This is a genomic window from Massilia sp. (assembly GCF_031995545.1).
Classification (GTDB): Bacteria; Pseudomonadota; Gammaproteobacteria; order Burkholderiales; family Burkholderiaceae_D; genus Telluria.
The window spans coordinates 1-18,511 of record NZ_DAMAGA010000058.1; the positions used below are offsets into that span (position 1 = coordinate 1).

16 protein-coding genes are annotated in these 18,511 nt (G+C 65.3%); 9 read left to right on the top strand and 7 right to left on the bottom strand.

Annotated elements, in window-relative coordinates:
* Window positions 1–91 precede the first annotated feature (91 nt).
* The 4 genes from RTQ83_RS23065 to RTQ83_RS23080 are packed head-to-tail and all read right to left on the bottom strand — an operon-like array spanning window position 92 to window position 4,435.
* Window positions 92–1,243, bottom strand: coding sequence for an FAD-dependent monooxygenase (locus tag RTQ83_RS23065; RefSeq protein WP_312520033.1), 1,152 nt, complete (start codon window positions 1,241–1,243; stop codon window positions 92–94).
* A gap of 11 nt (window positions 1,244–1,254) precedes the next feature.
* The gene (gene pepP, locus RTQ83_RS23070; protein WP_409456146.1) at window positions 1,255–2,610 is read right to left on the bottom strand and encodes a Xaa-Pro aminopeptidase; all 1,356 of its coding nucleotides are present in this window, start codon (window positions 2,608–2,610) and stop codon (window positions 1,255–1,257) included.
* Window positions 2,607–3,329, bottom strand: a complete 723-nt coding sequence (gene murU / locus RTQ83_RS23075; RefSeq protein WP_312520036.1) for an N-acetylmuramate alpha-1-phosphate uridylyltransferase MurU — start codon at window positions 3,327–3,329, stop codon at window positions 2,607–2,609. Before murU ends, pepP begins: the two co-directional genes overlap by 4 nt.
* A gap of 11 nt (window positions 3,330–3,340) precedes the next feature.
* Entirely contained in the window at window positions 3,341–4,435 is a 1,095-nt protein-coding gene (locus RTQ83_RS23080; RefSeq protein WP_312520039.1) for a phosphotransferase, read from the bottom strand.
* A gap of 114 nt (window positions 4,436–4,549) precedes the next feature.
* Here RTQ83_RS23080 and RTQ83_RS23085 point away from each other — a divergent pair, with 114 nt between their 5' ends.
* From RTQ83_RS23085 to RTQ83_RS23105, 5 genes are all read left to right on the top strand, one after another.
* Complete coding sequence (locus tag RTQ83_RS23085) at window positions 4,550–6,820, top strand: LPS-assembly protein LptD (protein WP_312520041.1); 2,271 nt, start codon at window positions 4,550–4,552, stop codon at window positions 6,818–6,820.
* 109 nt (window positions 6,821–6,929) lie between these two features.
* Window positions 6,930–8,378 (top strand): peptidylprolyl isomerase, encoded by a 1,449-nt coding sequence (locus tag RTQ83_RS23090; protein WP_312520045.1) that lies wholly within the window; start codon window positions 6,930–6,932, stop codon window positions 8,376–8,378.
* 4 nt (window positions 8,379–8,382) lie between these two features.
* Window positions 8,383–9,486, top strand: a complete 1,104-nt coding sequence (gene pdxA, locus RTQ83_RS23095) for a 4-hydroxythreonine-4-phosphate dehydrogenase PdxA (protein ID WP_312520047.1) — start codon at window positions 8,383–8,385, stop codon at window positions 9,484–9,486.
* A 19-nt stretch (window positions 9,487–9,505) separates the two neighbouring features.
* On the top strand, window positions 9,506–10,276 hold the full coding sequence (rsmA, locus tag RTQ83_RS23100) for a 16S rRNA (adenine(1518)-N(6)/adenine(1519)-N(6))-dimethyltransferase RsmA (RefSeq protein WP_312520049.1): 771 nt from the start codon (window positions 9,506–9,508) through the stop codon (window positions 10,274–10,276).
* 140 nt (window positions 10,277–10,416) lie between these two features.
* Complete coding sequence (locus RTQ83_RS23105; protein ID WP_312520051.1) at window positions 10,417–11,385, top strand: IS1595 family transposase; 969 nt, start codon at window positions 10,417–10,419, stop codon at window positions 11,383–11,385.
* Window positions 11,386–11,586: 201 nt separating this feature from the next.
* Here RTQ83_RS23105 and RTQ83_RS23110 read toward each other — a convergent pair whose 3' ends face one another.
* Both RTQ83_RS23110 and RTQ83_RS23115 read right to left on the bottom strand, forming a co-directional pair.
* A complete protein-coding gene (locus tag RTQ83_RS23110) occupies window positions 11,587–12,204 on the bottom strand; it encodes a hypothetical protein (protein WP_312520054.1) in 618 nt (205 codons plus the stop codon).
* Between the two features lie 19 nt (window positions 12,205–12,223).
* Window positions 12,224–12,814, bottom strand: a complete 591-nt coding sequence (locus tag RTQ83_RS23115) for a hypothetical protein (RefSeq protein ID WP_312520056.1) — start codon at window positions 12,812–12,814, stop codon at window positions 12,224–12,226.
* Between the two features lie 214 nt (window positions 12,815–13,028).
* Between RTQ83_RS23115 and RTQ83_RS23120 the strand changes: the two genes are divergently transcribed.
* The 3 genes from RTQ83_RS23120 to RTQ83_RS23130 all read left to right on the top strand — a co-directional run bounded on the left by RTQ83_RS23120 (window position 13,029) and on the right by RTQ83_RS23130 (window position 17,298).
* The gene (locus tag RTQ83_RS23120) at window positions 13,029–13,739 is read left to right on the top strand and encodes an HAD family hydrolase (RefSeq protein ID WP_409456147.1); all 711 of its coding nucleotides are present in this window, start codon (window positions 13,029–13,031) and stop codon (window positions 13,737–13,739) included.
* Between the two features lie 108 nt (window positions 13,740–13,847).
* Window positions 13,848–14,864: a heat-inducible transcriptional repressor HrcA gene (hrcA, locus tag RTQ83_RS23125; protein WP_312520060.1), complete on the top strand. Its 1,017-nt coding sequence runs from the start codon at window positions 13,848–13,850 to the stop codon at window positions 14,862–14,864.
* Between the two features lie 220 nt (window positions 14,865–15,084).
* The gene (locus RTQ83_RS23130; protein WP_312520063.1) at window positions 15,085–17,298 is read left to right on the top strand and encodes a TonB-dependent siderophore receptor; all 2,214 of its coding nucleotides are present in this window, start codon (window positions 15,085–15,087) and stop codon (window positions 17,296–17,298) included.
* Between the two features lie 119 nt (window positions 17,299–17,417).
* Here the strand turns inward: RTQ83_RS23130 and fur are convergent, their stop codons facing one another.
* Entirely contained in the window at window positions 17,418–17,852 is a 435-nt protein-coding gene (fur, locus tag RTQ83_RS23135) for a ferric iron uptake transcriptional regulator (protein WP_312520066.1), read from the bottom strand.
* Between the two features lie 79 nt (window positions 17,853–17,931).
* Between fur and RTQ83_RS23140 the strand changes: the two genes are divergently transcribed.
* A partial coding sequence (locus RTQ83_RS23140) for an outer membrane protein assembly factor BamE (RefSeq protein WP_312520070.1) occupies window positions 17,932–18,511 on the top strand: 580 nt, incomplete at its 3' end.

The following is an 18,511-nucleotide window of genomic DNA, read 5'->3' on the forward strand; positions in this document are numbered from 1 at the left end:
GCCGACGCGTTCAACTCCGGCATGCGTCGCCACGAAACGAGCACTGGCTGGACGCGTCGGCGGCGGAGCCGCCAACCCTACGTGACGCGGATCAGCGGCGGCCGAACATCATCAAATCTGCCAACAGCATGCGCGCCGGACGCGCCATGTCGAGCGCGGCCAGGCCCAGGCCGAGCAGCGACTGCAGCGGACCGCTACCGGTGAACGCACGCGCCATGGTATCGGTCAGCGCGATCGTCAGGCGCCGGTCCTGGTCGCGCTCTTCGAGGAAGCGGCCGATGGCGGCCGAATCGACGCTGCGCGCCAGCTGGCGCGCCAGCACTGCGGCGTCGCGCAGGCCCAGGTTCAGGCCCTGGCCGGCGACCGGGTGCAGGGTCTGGGCGGCATTGCCGATGGCGACCGTGCGCACCGTGGCGCGCGGCTCGGCGTTCAAGCCGAGCGGGAACGAGACGCGCGGCGACACCGCCGTGAAGGCGCCCAGGCGGCTGCCGAACGCCTCGCCCAGCTGCTCCAGGAAGGCGCCATCGCCCAGTTCCAGGACGGCACCGGCACGCTCGGGCCGCACGCACCACACCAGCGCATACTGGTGGCCGTCGGCCGCGTCTTCCGGCAGCAGCGCCAAGGGACCCTCGTCGGTGAAGCGCTCGAAAGCGCGGTGCGCGATCGGCAGCGACGTCGTCACGCGCGCGATGATCGCGCTCTGTTCGTAGTCGCGGCTGCGCACGCGGTTGTCCTGCTCGCCGAAGATGCCGCCTTCGGCCTGCACCGCGACCTGGGCGCGCAGCATGCGGCCGTCGTCCAACAGCAAATGGGCGCCGTCCGGCTGCTCGTCGAGCGACTGCACGCGCGCGGGGCGCAGCACCGCGACGCCAGCGGCGTCGCACTGGCGCGCCAGCGCATCGACCACGGCGCCGTAGCGCGTCACGTAGCCCAGTGCCGGCACGTCGTGCTCGCGCCGGTCCATCAGGCTGCGCCCCAGCTGGCCGCGGCGCGAGACGTGGATCTCGTGGATCGGCGTGGCCGCCAGCGGCCAGGCGCCGACTTCCTGCAGCAGCTCCACGCTGCCCCAGGACAGCGCGATCGAACGCGGGTCCGAGATCGCCTGGCCCAGCGACTTGCCGTCGATCAGGGCGATGCGCTTGCCGTCGACGCCGCGCCGCACCAGGAAGGCGGCCAGCGCCAGGCCCACCGGGCCGGCGCCGCAGATCGCGACGTCGACGTCCAGTGCTTCAGTGTGTTGCATTGCTTGCTCGCTCATCGCGTTTCCTGCATCAGGGTTTCGATTTCGGCCACGCCCTTGGGCGCGCTGGCGGTCAGGATGCGGCAGCCGTCATGGGTGACGAGCACGTCGTCCTCGATCCGGATGCCGATGTGCCAGAACCGTTCCGGCACGCCTTCGGCAGGACGCACGTAGATGCCCGGCTCCACCGTCAGCGCCATTCCGGCCAGCAGGGAGCGTGACGGCTTCTCGGCCAGGCTCACGTCGCGGTAGGCGCCGACATCGTGCACGTCCATCCCGAGCCAGTGGCCGGTGCCGTGCATGTAGAACTGGGTGTAGGCGCGCGCCGCGATGGCGTCGTCGAGCGAGCCGGCTTTCTGGCGGTCGAGCAGGCCCAGATCGAACATGCCCTCGGTCAGCACCCGCACCGCGGCGTCGTGGATGGCGCTGTACGGATTGCCCGGCTTGATCGCCGCCAGCGCCGCTTCCTGCGCGCGCAGCACCAGTTCGTACAGCGTGCGCTGCGGCGCGCTGAACGTGCCGTTGGCCGGATAGGTGCGCGTGATGTCGCCGGCGTAGCCGTCGAACTCGCAGCCGGCATCGATTAGTACCAGTTCGTCATCGAGCACGCGCCGGTTGTTGGCGTTGTAGTGCAGCACGCAGGCGTTCGGGCCCGAGGCCACGATCGGCGTATAGGCCGGGAACTGGGCGCCGTTGCGGCGGAACTCGTGCAGCAGCTCGGCCTCGATCTCGTACTCGAACATGCCGGGACGGGTGGCGCGCATCGCGCGCAGGTGGGCCTGGCCCGAGATCAAACCGGCGCGCGCCATCAGCGCCGCTTCGTGCTCGTCCTTCAGCAGGCGCATCTCGTCGAGCAGGGCGAGCAGGTGGTGGGTGGTCGAAGGCGCGCTGACGCCGGTGCGGGCGCGTGCACGCACCGCCTTCAGCCAGCCGGATACCTGTGCGTCGAGCGACGCACCGTGACCGAGCGCGTAGTACAGCGCCGGCGCATCGGCCAGCAGGTCGGCCATGCGCGCATCGAGTTCGCCGATCGGATAGGCCTCGTCGAATCCGAACGCGGAGCGCGCCGCTTCGGGGCCGTAGCGAAAGCCATCCCAGATCTCGCGCTCGATATTCTTCTCGCGGCAGAACAGGACCGCGCGCGCCGGCCGTTCGCCCAGGGCGGCGACCAGCACCAGCACGCTCTCGGGCTCCGTGAAGCCGGTCAGATAATAGAAATAGCTGTCGTGGCGGTAGGGGTAGTCGCTGTCGCCGTTGCGAATGACTTCCGGCGCCGTGCTCAAGACAGCGACCGCGCCCGGCTGCATCTGCGCCGTCAGGCGTGCGCGCCGGGACGCATGAACCGCAGCGCAGGCGCCGCCCGCCATCATGCCGCCGGCTTGGCCGCCCGCAGCGGCGCGTTCAGTTCTTCCAGCTGGGCCGCGGTGCCGACGTTGACCCATTGACCTTGATAGATCTCGCCGCCGACGCGGCCCAAGTCGATGTACTTGCGCATCAGCGGGCCGAGCTTGACGAACTCGCCCGGTGTTATTCCTTCAAACATCTCGGGACGATACACGCCGATATTCGCGAAGTTCCACTTGGCCGCGCCCTCGTTCTTGAGCGTGTACATGTCGAGCGCGAAGTCGCCTTCCGGGTTATGCCATGGATTGGGCGTGAGCCACAGCCAGGCGATGTCGCGCTGGTCGAGCGGGATGGTCTGGCCCAGCGCGTCGGTGTCCTTCAGCGCGTCGAGCGCGTCCGAGAAATCGAAGTAGGGCGCGTAGATGTCGGCCGACAGTGCCAGAAATGGTGCATCCCCCAATAGGTGCAGCGCGTTGGCGATGCCGCCCGCCGTTTCCAGCGGCTGAGGCTCGTGCGAATAGACGATGCGCGCGCCGTAGCGGCTGCCGTCGCCCAGTTCCTGCTCGATCATGTGGCCGAGCCAGGAGTGGTTGATGACGATGTCGGCAATCCCGGCGCGCACCAGGTTCAGCACGTGCCAGACGATCAGCGGCCGTCCGCGCACCTTGAGCAGCGGTTTCGGGACGCTGTCGGTCAGGGGGCGCATGCGCTCGCCGCGGCCGGCGGCGAAAATCATCGCTTTCATGCTGGCCTCTTTCAGAAGGTGTAGCCGACTTGCGGCGCGCCCTTGTCGCCGAATGCATCGAAGGTGTCGAGCAGGCGCAGCAAGGGTTTCAGTTCAGTGTAGCGGTTGGCGGTCTTGCGCACGTAATCGAGCACGGTCGGCAGGTCGCCCATGTAGTTGCTCTTGCCGTCGCGGTAGTTCAGGCGGCAGAAGATGCCCAGGATCTTCAGGTGGCGCTGCAGCGCCATGAATTCGAAGTCGCGGTAGAAGGCGTCGATGTCCGGGTTGACCGGCAGCCCGACCTGTTTCGCGCTCTGCCAGTAGCGCACCACCCAGTCCAGCACGATCTCTTCGTCCCACTGGACATAGGCGTCGCGCAGCAGCGACGCCAGGTCGTAGCTGATCGGACCGTACACCGCGTCCTGGAAGTCCAGCACGCCCGGGTTGCCCTGATCCAGGAACATCAGGTTACGCGAATGGAAATCGCGGTGCATGAAGACCTGCTGCTGCGCCAGCACGTTCGAAGTAATCGCTTCGAACACTTTATCGAGCTGCGCCTGCTGCTTGTCGTCCAGGGTCGCGTTCAGGTGGCGCCCCAGGTACCACTCCGGGAACAGGTTCAGTTCGCGCAGCACGAAGGCGCGGTCGAATTCCGGCAGCACGTCGCTCTGGCTGGCCATCTGAAACTTGAGCAGGGCGTCGACCGCGTCCGAGTACATGAACACGGCGTTGTCGCTGTCCAGGCGCTGCAGGTAGGTGGTGCTGCCCAGGTCGGACAGCAGCAGGAAGCCGCGCTCGACGTCGCGCGCGGCGATCGCCGGCACCGTCACGCCGGCATCGAACAGCAGGCCCTGGACCTTAATAAAGGCCGGCACGTTCTCGCGCTCGGGCGGCGCATCCATCGCCACCAGGGTTGCGCCGAGTTTATCTTGCAGGCCCGGCACGACGTCGTAGCGGAAGTAGCGGCGGAAGCTGGCGTCGCTCGAGGCCGGACGGCCGCTGGCGGCGTCCACCAGGCCGGTCGAGGCTAGCCATTCGGTCAGTTGCGCCAGGCGCGCGTCACGGTCAACGTTGTGTTCGACAGTGCTGTCAATCGAAGTGGGGGGATTTTGATACGAAGATGACATGAAGCGGCCTGGTGAATCCGGTTGGTTGAGCTAATTCTCATATAATAAGGGATTCATCCCAAAAAAACCGCCCTTTATGGCGTACGTCCGATTTCCCATGAGCTGCGTTTTCCCATGAGCTGGTCCTCGGCCAAACCCTTCCCGCCGCGCCACGTCCTCGCGCTTTATGCATTGGCTGCCGCCGCGCCGGCATATGCACAGAACGTTCCGCCGGCCCCCCAGAACGAAGAAGAACTCCCGCTCACCATCCGTGCCGAGGAGATCGGCGGCCGTCCCGACCGCCGCCTGGACCTGAACCGCAACGTCGAGATCACGCGCGGCCAGACCGGCATCACGTCCGACACCGCCTGCTATCTGCGGGTGGAAGATGAAGTGACTGCCACCGGCAACGTCAACATGTGGCGCTTCGGCGACCGCTACAAGGGCGACGAGCTGCAGCTGAACCTGGAGACCGGCAAGGGCTACGTCCTGAACCCGACTTATTTCCTGGCCGCGAACAACGGCCAGGGCCAGGCGTCGCGGATCGATTTCCTTGGCGAGCAGCAGGCCGTGGTGCGCGACGGCACCTACAGCACCTGCCAGGGCCCGGACCCGGACTGGTACCTGAAGTCGAGCACGCTGCGCCTGGACACCGGGCGCGAGATCGGCACCGCCGGCAAGACCATCATCTATTTCAAGGACGTGCCGATCATCGGCACCCCGGCGATGTCGTTCTCGCTGTCGGGCCAGCGCCGTTCGGGCTGGCTGCCGCCGTCGATCGGCTTCGGCTCGCAGGGCAAGGCCGAGGTGATGGTGCCGTACTACGTCAACATCGCCCCGAACCGCGACCTGACCCTGTACCCGCGCATGATGTTCGACCGCGGCTTCCAGCTCGGCGCTACCGGTCGCTACATGGGCATGACCGATGGCGGCATGTACAACGGCGAAACCCACGTCGAGGTGCTGCCGGACGACCGCAAGACCAACACCACGCGCTGGCGCGCCGACTCGCTGCATACCCAGTCGATCAAGCCGAACTGGTCGTACGGCTGGAACCTGCACGGCGCCTCGGACGACGAATACCCGTCCGACTTCTCGCGCACGGTCTCGGCCAGCGCCGAGCGCCAGCTGCTGCGCGAAGTGCGCACCGACTACTATGGCCAGTTCTGGAGCCTGAACGTGCGCGCCCAGAACTACCAGGTGCTGCAGGATCCGGCCGCGGCCGAGAACCCGAGCCTGTCGGTGCCGCGTCCCTACGACCGCCTGCCGCAGGTGAACTTCCACGCCGGCCGCTACGACGTCGCCGGTTTCGACTGGGCGATCGACGCCGAGGCGACCCGCTTCTGGCACCCGGACATGGTGCGCGGCAACCGCGCCGTGATCAACGGCCAGATCAGCTATCCGATCGTGCGTCCGGGCTGGTTCGTCACGCCCAAGCTGATGTACAACGCGGCCCAGTACGACATCGATTCGAACGTGCGCGGCGTCGAGCTGCGTCCAGGCCTGTCGAACCAGGTCAGCCGCACGCTGCCGACCTTCTCGCTCGACAGCGGCCTGATCTTCGAGCGCCAGACCTCGCTGTTCGGCGGCGCCTCGACCCAGACCCTGGAGCCGCGCCTGTTCTATGTTTACACGCCGTACGAAGACCAGGACGACATCCCGGTGTTCGATACCGGCCGCGCCGGCTTCAACTACGCGCAATTGTTCAGCGAGAACCGCTACGTCGGCCTGGACCGCGTGTCGGACGCCAATCAATTGACCGCGGCCCTGGTGTCGCGCTTCATCCAGGCCGACGGCGCCGAGCGATTGCGCCTGGCGTTCGGCCAGCGCCTGTATATCGACGAGCCGCGCGTGCGCCTGCCGGGCGAAACGCGCCAGCAGAGCCGTTCCGACATCCTGCTGGCGGCATCGGGCCGCATTTCCGAGACATGGAGCTTCGATAGCGGCGTACAATACGACGCCAACGGCAGCAGTCTGTACAGCTCGAATGCGGGCGTGCAGTGGCGTGCCGGGCAGATGAAGGTGGTGAACGCGGAATACCGTTATCAGCGTGACAGCTTCCGCAACATCGATCTGTCGGCGCAGTGGCCGATCTCGCAGCGCTGGTATGGCGTCGGCCGGGTCAGCTACGCGCTGCGTTCGTACGGCGTGGGGCAGGCGGTGAATCCGTCCACCGGCAGCAAGCTGATCGAGAGCCTGATCGGTCTCGAATACCAGGCCGACTGCTGGGTGTTCCGGATGGGCGCGCAGCGTTTCGTGACCGCGGCCCAGACCACGTCGACGCCGATCTTCTTCCAGCTCGAGCTCAACGGCCTGTCGCGCCTGGGCCTGGGCAACCCGCTGGATACATTCAACAAGAGCATTCCGGGCTATACTCAGTTGAATACCGGCGTCGGCCGGCCATAAAATTTTGTCAATGTAAGTAGTTGGTGATTGGCAGTTGATCAGCAGTCCATAGAGGCCGTCCAGCGCGACGGCGCACGATTTGAACAATCCTGAAATGAGTGCTTCCCAGATGATGCGTACCCCCCGTCTCAAGAACTCGCGAGCCATCGGGCTCGCCTGCGCGCTGCTGTGCGCGCTCGGCGCCGGCCAGGCCTTCGCACAGGCGGCCCCGGCTGCTGCCCCGGCGGCCCAGGCCGCACCGGCTGCCCCTGCGGCGGCCGCCGCGCCGGCGGCTCAGGCCGGTGGCGGTTTCCTGCCCCCGGCATCCGCCAACGCCAAGGTGGTCGACTCGATCCAGGTGGTGGTCAACGATGAAGTGATCACCAAGAACGAAGTCGCCAACCGCCTGGTGCAGGTCACCCAGAACATGAAGGCGCGCAACCCGCAAGCCCAGCTGCCGGACGCATCCGTCATGCAGCGCCAGGTGCTGGAAGCGATGATCGTGGAACGTGCCCAGCTGCAGCTGGCCAAGGAAATGGGCGTGCGTGTCGACGACCGCACCCTGGATGCCACCATCGGCCGCATCGCCGAGAACCAGAAGATGTCGGTGCAGGACCTGCGCAACCAGATGGAAAAAGAGGGCATGCCGTTTGCCCAGTTCCGCGAAGACATCCGCAACGAGATCATGATGCAGCGCCTGCGCGAGCACGAGGTCGACAGCAAGATCCAGATCTCGGAAGCCGAGGTCGACACTTACCTGGCCGCCAGCAAGGCCGCCGCCGCCGACCGCATCGAAGTCGACATCGCCCAGATCCTGGTGCGCGTGCCCGAGAATGCGTCGCCGGAACAGATCGCCGCCCGCGCCGCGCGCGCCGAGGAAGTGCTGCGCCAGCTGCGCACCGGCGCCGACTTCGCCAAGACGGCGGCCACCTATTCGGACGCGCCGGACGCGCTCAAGGGCGGCGAGATCGGCTGGCGCGACGCCGACCGCCTGCCGCCGGTGTTCTCGGCCGAGCTGCGTAAACTGCAGCCGGGCCAGGTGACCTCGATCATCAAGACCAACGTCGGCTTCCACATCCTCAAGATGGCGGGCAAGCGCTCGCTGGCCGACGCCGGTGCCGCCGACAAGGCGGTGGTCGAGCAGACCCACGCGCGCCACATCCTGATCAAGGTCACGCCGACCATGACCGAGGGCGAGGTCAAGCGCAAGCTGCTGGAGCTCAAGGAAAAGATGGACAACAACGCCGGCACCTTCGAGGAACTGGCGCGCCTGCATTCGCAGGACGGTTCGGCTGCCAAGGGCGGCGACCTGGGCTGGCTGTACCCGGGCGACACCGTGCCCGAGTTCGAGCAGGCGATGAACCTGCTGAAACCGGGCCAGGTGTCGGACGTGATCCAGTCGCCGTTCGGCTTCCACCTGATCCAGGTCATCGAGCGCAAGAGCGAAGACGTGACCCAGCAGAAGGAACGCAACGTGGCGCGCCAGGTGATCCGCGAGCGCAAGATGCAGGAAGCGATGGAAAGCTGGGTGCGCGAAGTGCGCGACCGCGCCTACGTCGAGTTCCGCGAGGAGCAGTAACACGATGGTTGCGCAGGCGCCAGATCGACAACCGGCGCCTCGGCGCCCGTTGGCGCACCAGCGGCCCGCAGTTCGCCCGACCCTGGCCATCACGGTCGGTGAACCGGCCGGCATCGGTCCCGAGATCGCGATCCGCGCCGCCTGGGCGCTGCGCGGGCAGGCCAACTGCGTGCTGGTGGGCGACGCCGCCTTCCTGGCGCTTACCGCCAGCCTGATTGATCCGGCGATCCGCCTGTCGGCACTGTCGACCCAGGCGCTGCGCAACGGCGGCCTGCCGCACTTCGGCAGCGAACGCCTGGCCGTGGTCGACGTGCCGCTGGCCGCCCACGTGGTGCCGGGGCAGCTCGACGCCGACAACGGGCGCGCAGTGCTGGCCACGCTCGACCTGGCGATTGAAGGGTGCAAGGTTGGCTGGTTCGACGCCATCGTCACCGCGCCGCTGCAGAAAAGCACGATCAACGACGCCGGCATCGCGTTTTCCGGGCATACCGAATACCTGGCGGAGAAGACCGATACCCCGAAGGTGGTGATGATGCTGGCCGGCCAGCCCGTGGGCGAGCAGCCGTATCTGCGGGTGGCGCTGGCCACCACCCACCTGCCATTGAAAGACGTGTCGGGCGCGCTCACGGTCGACAACCTGACCCAGGTGCTGGACATCCTGCACGCCGACCTGCGCGACAAGTTCGGCATCGCCGAACCCGTGATCCTGGTCACCGGCCTCAATCCCCATGCTGGCGAGAACGGTTATCTGGGCCGCGAAGAGATCGACGTCATCACGCCGGTGCTCGACGACGCGCGCGCGCGCGGCATCGATGCGCGTGGCCCCTATCCCGCCGACACCCTGTTCCAGCCGAAATACCTGAAGGACGCCGACTGCGTACTGGCGATGTATCACGACCAGGGACTGCCGGTGCTGAAACACGCCACCTTCGGACGCGGCATCAACGTCACCCTCGGCCTGCCCTTGATCCGCACCTCGGTCGACCATGGCACCGCGCTCGACCTGGCGGCCCAGGGCCTGGGCCTGGCCGACTGCGGCAGCATGGAAGAGGCGATCCGCGCCGCCATGCAGATGGTGGCTGCACAGCGCGCCGCCGGCCGAGTCTAGAACAACCAAGAAAGCATTCATGAAACACGTAGCACGCAAGCGCTTCGGCCAGAACTTCCTGACCGACGACCATGTCCTGAACAACATCATCGATGCCATCGGCCCGCGCCGTGGCCAGGCGATGGTCGAGATCGGCCCGGGCCTGGCGGCCATGACCGCGCTGCTGCTCAAGCAGCTCGATCACATGCACGTCGTCGAGCTCGACCGCGATCTGGTGGCACGCCTGGAAAAAGCCTATCCGCGCGAGCACCTGACCGTGCATTCGGGCGACGCATTGAAATTCGACTTCGGTTCCATTCCCGTGCCGGAAGGGCAGAAGCTGCGCATCGTGGGCAACCTGCCGTACAACATTTCCAGCCCGCTGCTGTTCCACCTGGCTGAGTTCGCTCACCTGGTGGAAGACCAGCATTTCATGCTGCAAAAGGAAGTGGTCGAGCGCATGGTGGCCGAGCCGGGCACCAAGGCTTACAGCCGCCTGTCGGTGATGTTGCAATGGCGCTATGACATGGCAATGATGTTCATCGTGCCGCCGACCGCCTTCGATCCGCCGCCGCAGGTCGATTCGGCGATCGTGCGCATGGTGCCTACCCGGCGCCAGCTGCCATGCGACGGCGCGCGCCTGGAAGCGGTGGTGGCGAAAGCCTTCTCGCAACGGCGTAAGGTGATCCGCAATTGCGTGGCCGGCATGTTCACCGAGGCGCAGCTGGTCGAGGCCGGGATCGATCCGGGCCTGCGGCCGGAGGCGGTCACCCTGGAGCAGTATGTGGCGCTGGCGAATCTGCCGGTGTAAGCCCGGCACCACGCCAGGATTCGAAAGAGCGCCGCTTGCGGCGCTTTTTTTATGGCGCTGTCATCGTTAGCTATGGATGAGCGTTGAACTGTCGATCCAAGTAGCGATCCAACGTCGATCGACATCGACAAGGACGCACCATGAAGGCACCCCGTTTCGGCAAATGGTTCGCTGGATTGACGCTGCTGAACCAGCCGCAGCACAAGCAGGTGCTCGAGGCCCTGCAGCCAGCAGTGGGCCTGGAGCGGGTGATTGCACTGATCGAGCAGATCCGGGCGGCCGGACGGTGTTGCCCGCGCTGTCAATGCGCCGCCTGGCAGCGCCATGGTCACGCCAACAACCTGCAGCGCTACCGCTGCCGCCAGTGCGGGCACACTTTCAACGACCTGAGCGGCACGCCATTGGCACGGCTGCGCCTGAAGGAAAAATGGATCGATCACCTGAGCGCGCTGCTCGACTCGCTTCCCGTACGGCGAGCCGCGTCCCGGGTCGGCGTGCATCGCAACACCGCCTTCCGCTGGCGCCATCGCTTTGTGCATTGGGTCAAACGCGATAGCCCGGAGCGCCTGAGCGGTATCGTCGAGGCTGACGAAATGTTCTTGCTCGAATCGCAGAAGGGCTCGCGCAAGCTCGACCGCCCCGCGCGCAAGCACGGCGGCGCGGCAAAGAAGCGCGGCATTTCTCGCGCGCTGGACTGCATCCTGGTGGCACGCGACCGAAGCGGCCAGACGATCGATGCCGTCACCGGGCGCGGCGCGCTGACGGCGCGCCAGCTGGAACATCACCTGCTGCCTAAACTCGACCCACAAGCACTGCTGGTGAGCGATGCCAATGCTGCTTACCGTGCGTTCGCACGCAAGCACCGGATTACGCATCAAACCGTCAACTTGCGCGCCGGACATCGGGTACGGGCCAGTTCAACGGGCGCGATACATGTTCAAAACGTCAACGCCTATCATCAGCGCTTCCGGCAATGGCTGGCGCCATTTCACGGCGTGGCATCGCGCTATCTGCCGAATTACCTGGGATGGCGCCGAGCGCTGGATGGCGGACGAATCATTTCCACTAAACAATTGCTACACATCGCAATCAGACCCATCCATAGATAACGGTGACAGCGCCTTTTTTATTCCGATGATGGTCGACGGCCGCAGCGCAGACAAAAAAAAGCCCGCTATGAGAGCGGGCTAAATCCAATTCTTTTCTGAGGAGAGTTGGAGGAGACAGGAGTTAGTATGCTGCACGACAGCATATAAATCCAATTTTCCTTTCACATACTCGACATAAAGAATTCATATATCTTAAGGCAATCAGGTGCGTGGAACGCAGCTGACGCTGATGTTGGTAACAGCGGCATCGCCCATTGTTCCGGTCGGATTCGCCACCGTGCAGCGCAGGCCTTCAGGCTCGCTCAAAATGGTCACGCCGTAGGTCTGACCGTAAGGCACGGTCAGCGAGAAAGCGTACGAAGTCGCATCCTTGGCCGGCGCCACGGTGCCGCCCGTACTGCCGTTGGCCAGTACCAGGCCCGCTGCGGTCAGGCCGGTGATGGTGCCGCCGATTGGATACGGGTTGATCGTGCAGTTGTACTGGACGTTGATCTGTGCCAGGCGACCTGCCGTATCGGCATTGGTCGGATAGGCGCTGGTCAGGGTACACGTCTGATGCAGTGGCTGGCGGGTAATCTGGACATTGTACTCATCACCGTACTCCAGCTTGTTCGGGAACGAGTATGTCACTGCATCACCGGTCTTGGCCGGGGGCGCGACGTCGATCGTCGAGCCGTTGGTGCTCAGTTGCAGATTCGGGTAGGCGAGGTTGTACACCACACCGCCGACGACGAACTCGGCTTTGTCGCTACCGCCGCAGCCGGCGAGACCCGCGGCCAGCGCCAGCGCGAGCGCCGGACGGATCAGGAAAGACTTCATTGCATTGGCTCCAGGAAAATTAAGGTGCGCAGGTGACGGTCACGTTGGTGATGTCGTTCTTGCCCATCGTGCCGCCGCCGTTAGCGACCGTGCAGGTTTGGCCGGCGGGTTGTTCCAGGACTGCGACACCGTATGGGGCATCTTCCGCCACCTCGGCCAGGGTGACCTCGGTCGCGCCGGCGGCGACCGGTACCTTGTCCGCGCCATTGACCAGCACCAGGCCGCCGCCCTTCAGATTGGCAACCGTGCCCTTCAGGGCATGTTTCTTGAAGATGCAGTTCACCTGCACGCTGGTGATGTTGAACGCGGCGCGGCCCTTGCCGTTGACCACGGGGCAAGAGCTGACGTTGTCGGGCATCGCTGCCACCTTGACATCGTATTCATCATCGCTGCCGACCAGGTCGTTGAAGTAGAACGTGCCGCTGCCGTTGCCGCCCGCGACAGGGGTGATCTCGAGGCGGTTGCCGTCGCCGTTGAGCAGCACCAGGCCGGGCTTGGTCACACCGGTGTAGACGCCGCCCAGCAGCAGCTCGCCATCGCTGCCGCCGCAAGCGGACAGCGCCATTGCGCATGCCAGCGCGGCGCCGGCGCGCAGGTAAGAACTCTTCATAATTTCTCCAAATATCTAGCGGGAAAGCGCAGCTGCGCGGTTGGATTGAAAATTAGCTCAACATTTTAGTCCATTTGGCAAGCGGCTGGTCCATTTGCCTTTGTATCACGGTGTAACCGCAGTGTAACTACCCGTCAAGCGGCGAGCCCCAATTGCATTCAGGCCGATGCCTCGCTATGCTGGGGCGCCCCGAGCTCTCCGATTGTCCACCACGATGACAAGCCGCCATCCCTGGCCCAAGGCCGTATTATTCGATCTCGACGACACCCTGTGGCCGATCGCGCCCGTGATCCTGGAAGCCGAGAAGATCCTGTTCGCCTGGCTGACCGAGCACGCCCCGCGGGTGGCCGAGCGCTTCACCATCGCCACCCTGCGCCAGGCCCGCCTGGAACTGCTGGCGCGCCGGCCCGAGTTCGCGGTTGACCTGCATGCGCTGCGCCATGCCGGCCTGGTGGCCGCCTTCGAGCAGGTGGGCGAGGACCCCGGCAAGGTGGCGCTGGCGATGACCGAATTTTTTGCGGCCAGGAATGCGGTGACCCCGTTCGACGACGTGGTGCCGGGCCTGCTGTGGCTGCAGGAACGGGTACTGGTCGGTTCGGTCACCAACGGCGTGGCCGACCTGCAGACGATCGGCCTGGCGCACCACTTCCGCGCTTCGCTCTCGGCGCGCGAGTACGGCCGCGCCAAGCCCGACCCCGGCATCTTCCTGGCCGGCTGTGCGGCCCTTGGGGTGGCGCCGCACGAGGCGCTGTACGTGGGCGACGATCTGCTGCTCGACGTCCAGGGCGCCCAGCGCGCCGGACTGCGCGCGGCCTGGATGAACCGCACCGGCAAGGTCAACGACCTGGCGCATGAGGTACGGCCGGACGTGGAAGTACATAGCCTGGCGCAACTGACCGGGTGGCTGGAGCGCGAACACGCCTGAACGGTGCGCAGAGGCAAGCCTCTTGCACTGCCGCGTTACGTCCCAACCTGCCTATAATATGATCGCCACCGTCGGCGTCAGCGCTTTTCGCTTATTTTCTCCTGAACCATGCAACTCGATCACCGTGCCCAAACCCTGCTCAAAGCGCTTGTCGAACGCTATATCGCCGACGGCCAGCCGGTAGGGTCGCGCGCGCTGTCCAAGATTTCTGGCCTGGAATTGTCCCCTGCCACGATCCGCAACATCATGGCCGACCTCGAGGAAATGGGCTTCGTGGCCAGCCCGCACACCTCGGCCGGTCGCGTGCCGACGCCGCGCGGCTACCGCCTGTTCGTCGATACGCTGCTGACGGTGCAGCAGCTCGACGAAGGTGCGGTGGGCGCCGGTAATATGCGGCTACCGATGCAGCAGCCGCAAAAGATCATCGCCAACGCGGCCCAGATGCTGTCGTCGCTGACCCAGTTCGCCGGCGTGGTGCAGAGCCCGCGGCGCGAGTCGGTGTTCCAGCAGATCGAGTTCCTGCGCCTGGGCGAAAAGCGCATCCTCCTGGTGATCGTCGATCCGCGTGGCGACGTCCAGAACCGCCTGCTGCTGACCGATGTGGATTATTCGCCGGCGCAACTGACGCAATCGGCGAATTACCTGAACCAGAACTTCGCCGGCCTGTCGTTCGACCAGGTGCGTGCACGCCTGACCGGTGAACTACAGCAATTGCGCGACGACATGGGGCGCCTGATGCAGGCTGCGGTGGAGGCCGGCAGCGAAGCGATGGCCGAGGGCGACGACATGGTCATCGCCGGCGAGCGCAACCTGCTGTCGGTGACCGACCTCTCATCCAACATGAGCTCGCTGCGCCAGATGTTCGAGATGTTCGAGCAAAAGACCGGCCTGATGCAGCTGCTGGACGTGTCGAGCAAGGCCGGCGGCGTGCAGATCTTCATCGGCGGCGAGTCGCACCTGGTGCCGATGGACGAGATGAGCGTGGTCACCGCGCCGTATGCGGTCGACGGACGCGTGGTCGGCACCCTCGGTGTGATCGGGCCGACGCGCATGGCCTACGAGCGGGTGATTCCGATCGTCGACATCACGGCCAAGCTGTTGTCGAACGCGCTCAGCCACTCCTGATTCATCCTTCCATATCCCTCCTGCCCGCGCACCGGGCAGGGGTGCCTGCGGCCGCGCCGGCATCCGATCCCATCTCATCCATCCTGCATGAAGCAGGGCTTGCCACAATTTGACAAACTTTTTGATGATGCAAATGCGTATGATTCTCATTTGCATTCAAATAAAGACGCGTTTTTGGCTTGGCTGCTTCTTCAACACAACAATAATGGGATTAACAGGGATGAAGTTCACTGTCGCACGTAACACCCCACTGGCCGCCGCCATCGGCCTGGCCTTGATGTCGCTGTCCTTGCCGGGCGCGGCCCAGCAAACGGTACCCGGCCCGATGATGCCGCAAGTACATATCGTCGGCACCGCCGAGGAAGAATTGAAACAGGCGCCCGGGGTGTCGACCATCACCTCGGAAGACATCGAAGCTCGTCCCCCGGCCAACGACCTGGCCGAGCTGATCCGCACCATGCCCGGCGTCAACCTGACTGGCAACAGCGCCAGCGGCCAGTACGGCAACCACCGCCAGATCGACCTGCGCGGCATGGGCCCTGAAAATACCCTGATCCTGGTGGACGGCAAGCCGGTCACTTCGCGCAACTCGGTGCGCATGGGCCGCAGCGGCGAGCGCAACACGCGTGGCGATACCAACTGGGTGCCGGTGGAGGCAGTGGAGCGGATCGAAGTGCTGCGCGGCCCGGCCGCGGCGCGCTACGGTTCCGGCGCCGCCGGCGGCGTGATCAACATCATTACCAAGGCCCCGGGCGAGCACCTGACCGGCTCGGTCACCGCCTATGCGCTGGCGCCGGAACACGGCGAAGAAGGCGCCAGCCGCCGGCTCGGCTTCAATCTGGCCGGTCCGCTGGCCAACAAGTTGTCGTTCCGCGTGTTCGGCAACGTCAACAAGACCGAGGCCGACGACCTGGCGCTCAACGCCACGCCGGAAAACACCGCCGGCGGCGCGATCCCGCCGGCCGGGCGCGAAGGCGTGCGCAACCGCGACATCGGCGGCCTGCTGCGCTGGGACGTCGCTACCGGCCAGGTGCTCGAATTCGAATCGGCCTTCAGCCGCCAGGGCAATATCTTCGCCGGCGACCGCGCTGTCAACGGCGCCGGTTCGCCGCTGCTGGGCGAACTGGCCGGGGACGGGGCCGAGACCAATGTGATGCTGCGCCGTACCGCCTCGCTGACCCATCGCGGCACCTGGGGCGCCACCAGCTCGCGCCTGTGGCTGACCTACGAAGGCACCGACAATACGCGCATGAACGAGGGCCTGGCCGGCGGTCCGGAAGGCAGCATCGGCAATGCGGCGCTGAAGTCGACTTCGGAACTCGAATACTACGGCGCCAACGGCGAGCTCAACACGCCCCTGAACATCGGCGGCGTATCGCAGATGCTCACCGCCGGCTTCGAGGTGCGCCAGGAAAAGCTCAACGATCCGTATTCGATGACCCAGGCCGCCACCGCGATTCCCGGCCTGGACGCCACCAACCGCGACGGCCGCGCCAAGGCCGAGACCTATGCGCTGTATGTGGAAGACAATATCGGCGTGACGCGCGCCCTGACGCTGACGCCGGGCCTGCGCTTCGACAAGCACAGCCAGTTCGGCACCAACTGGAGCCCGAGCCTGAATGCTTCGTACGCCCTCACGCCGACCGTCACGCTCAAGGGCGGCGTCGCGCGCGCATTCAAGGCGCCCAACCTGTACCAGTCGAACCCGAACTATCTGTACTACACGCGCGGCAACGGCTGCCCGGTCAACAACCCGAACCTGGGCGGCGGCTGTTATGTGCGCGGCAACGAGAACCTGGAACAGGAAACCTCGGTCAACAAGGAAATCGGCATCGGCTGGAAGGACCGCGGCTACGAGGCCAGCCTGACCTATTTCCATAATGACTACAAGAACAAGATCACCGGCGGCATGGACCGGCTGCTGGGGAATACCTCGGCCAACGGCCGCCTGTTCCAGTGGGAGAACTCGCCGGAGGCGGTGGTGCAGGGCGTCGAAGGCAACCTGACGATCCCGTTCGGTCCGCGCCTGAAGCTGACCAACAACCTGACCTACATGATCGAGAACGAGAACACGGTCACCGGCGAACCGCTGTCGGTGATTCCGGAATACACGCTCAATTCGACGCTCGACTGGAAGGTCAATGCCAGGCTGTCGACCTTGCTCACGGTGTCGTATTACGGCAAGCAGGAGCCGCGCCGCCTGACCACCAACGGCGCGGCGGCCACGGGCGAGGCGCTCAATCCGCTCAGCCCGTACGCCGTGGTCGGCGCCAATATCGGCTACACGCTCACTTCCAAGGTGTATGTGCGTACCGGCATCAATAATCTGTTCGACGAGCGCCTGTTCCGCCGCAGCACGAATGGCAGTACCGGCGCGCAGTCGTACAACGAAGCGGGGCGCTCGCTGTTCGTCAACCTGACGGCATCGTTCTGACGCGGTTGTAAGGGCGGGGCTGCACCCGCGCAGCAAAAAAAAAGGCGCATGGATTTCCATGCGCCTTTTTGGCATTCAGGAGTGATTTCCTGAGCTGCGGCCGTATGGCCGCGGCAGGGTTATTCCGGCTTGCGCGCCGCCGCCCGGCATTGCGGGCAGCTGCCATAGATCGCCAGCGCGTGCTCGACGATGGTGTAGCCGTGTTGCTCGGCGATCATCTGCTGGCGCTTTTCGATCTCGTCGTCGTAGAACTCCTCGACGCGGCCGCAGGTGACGCACACCAGGTGGTCGTGATGCGAGCCGGCGTTCAGCTCATAGATCGCCTTGCCGGTCTCGAAATGGTTGCGGTTGAGCAGGCCAGCCTGTTCGAACTGGGTCAGCACACGGTAGACGGTCGCCAGGCCCACGTCCATATTGTCGGCCAGCAGGATCTTGTAGACGTCTTCCGCCGTCAGGTGCCGTACGGCGCTGTTCTGGAAAATTTCCAGGATTTTCAGGCGCGGCAGGGTGGCCTTCAGGCCGCTGGCCTTCAGGTCGGTCGGATTGTTACTCATGTTTGTTACTCTAAGATGGGCGGAGTGCTTTATGATATAGCGTTTTGAAAGCTCCCGCTCGAACGTTTTGAGGTTACCTATGCGCGTCAAACCAGCCGTTAGCCATCACGGTCTTCATCGATTCTCCGCCCGGGCGGCGCTCGCGGCCGGCCTGGCCTGCACCCTGGTGCTGTCCGGCTGCGCCAGCTGGCGCAGCCAGGCGACGCCGGTGAGCACCGACGCTGCCGCCACCGCCGCCGACGCCGAGAAGCAGGCCGCGATCGCCAATGCCGGCGCGCAAACTGTCCAGGCATCGAAGCTGCAGAAGTTCCTGTGGATCTTCTCGCCTTACCGCCCGGACATCCAGCAGGGTAACTTCGTCTCGCAGGAAATGCTGGACCAGCTGAAAGTGGGCCAGACCCGCGACCAGGTCCGCTTCCTGCTCGGCTCGCCGCTGCTGACCGACGCTTTCCACGCCGACCGCTGGGACTATCCGTTCTACCTGGCGCGCGGCAATGGCGAACTGACCACCAGCCGCGTCACCATCTTCTTCAAGGACAATGTGGTCGAGCGCTTCGAAGGCGGCAACCTGCCGAGCGAGCGCGACTACATCGACCGCATCGCCGGCCCGACCAAGGTGCCGAAGGCCAAGCCGGAAAGCCGTCCGGTAGCGCCGGTGC

What these genes read in the sequence shown, in the direction of transcription:
- RTQ83_RS23065 (WP_312520033.1), bottom strand. Translation starts at nt 1,243, where the DNA reads ATGCAACACACTGAAGCACTGGACGTCGACGTCGCGATCTGCGGCGCC.
- pepP (WP_409456146.1), bottom strand. Translation starts at nt 2,610, where the DNA reads ATGATGGCGGGCGGCGCCTGCGCTGCGGTTCATGCGTCCCGGCGCGCA.
- murU (WP_312520036.1), bottom strand. Translation starts at nt 3,329, where the DNA reads ATGAAAGCGATGATTTTCGCCGCCGGCCGCGGCGAGCGCATGCGCCCC.
- RTQ83_RS23080 (WP_312520039.1), bottom strand. Translation starts at nt 4,435, where the DNA reads ATGTCATCTTCGTATCAAAATCCCCCCACTTCGATTGACAGCACTGTC.
- RTQ83_RS23085 (WP_312520041.1), top strand. Translation starts at nt 4,550, where the DNA reads ATGAGCTGGTCCTCGGCCAAACCCTTCCCGCCGCGCCACGTCCTCGCG.
- RTQ83_RS23090 (WP_312520045.1), top strand. Translation starts at nt 6,930, where the DNA reads ATGATGCGTACCCCCCGTCTCAAGAACTCGCGAGCCATCGGGCTCGCC.
- pdxA (WP_312520047.1), top strand. Translation starts at nt 8,383, where the DNA reads ATGGTTGCGCAGGCGCCAGATCGACAACCGGCGCCTCGGCGCCCGTTG.
- rsmA (WP_312520049.1), top strand. Translation starts at nt 9,506, where the DNA reads ATGAAACACGTAGCACGCAAGCGCTTCGGCCAGAACTTCCTGACCGAC.
- RTQ83_RS23105 (WP_312520051.1), top strand. Translation starts at nt 10,417, where the DNA reads ATGAAGGCACCCCGTTTCGGCAAATGGTTCGCTGGATTGACGCTGCTG.
- RTQ83_RS23110 (WP_312520054.1), bottom strand. Translation starts at nt 12,204, where the DNA reads ATGAAGTCTTTCCTGATCCGTCCGGCGCTCGCGCTGGCGCTGGCCGCG.
- RTQ83_RS23115 (WP_312520056.1), bottom strand. Translation starts at nt 12,814, where the DNA reads ATGAAGAGTTCTTACCTGCGCGCCGGCGCCGCGCTGGCATGCGCAATG.
- RTQ83_RS23120 (WP_409456147.1), top strand. Translation starts at nt 13,029, where the DNA reads ATGACAAGCCGCCATCCCTGGCCCAAGGCCGTATTATTCGATCTCGAC.
- hrcA (WP_312520060.1), top strand. Translation starts at nt 13,848, where the DNA reads ATGCAACTCGATCACCGTGCCCAAACCCTGCTCAAAGCGCTTGTCGAA.
- RTQ83_RS23130 (WP_312520063.1), top strand. Translation starts at nt 15,085, where the DNA reads ATGAAGTTCACTGTCGCACGTAACACCCCACTGGCCGCCGCCATCGGC.
- fur (WP_312520066.1), bottom strand. Translation starts at nt 17,852, where the DNA reads ATGAGTAACAATCCGACCGACCTGAAGGCCAGCGGCCTGAAGGCCACC.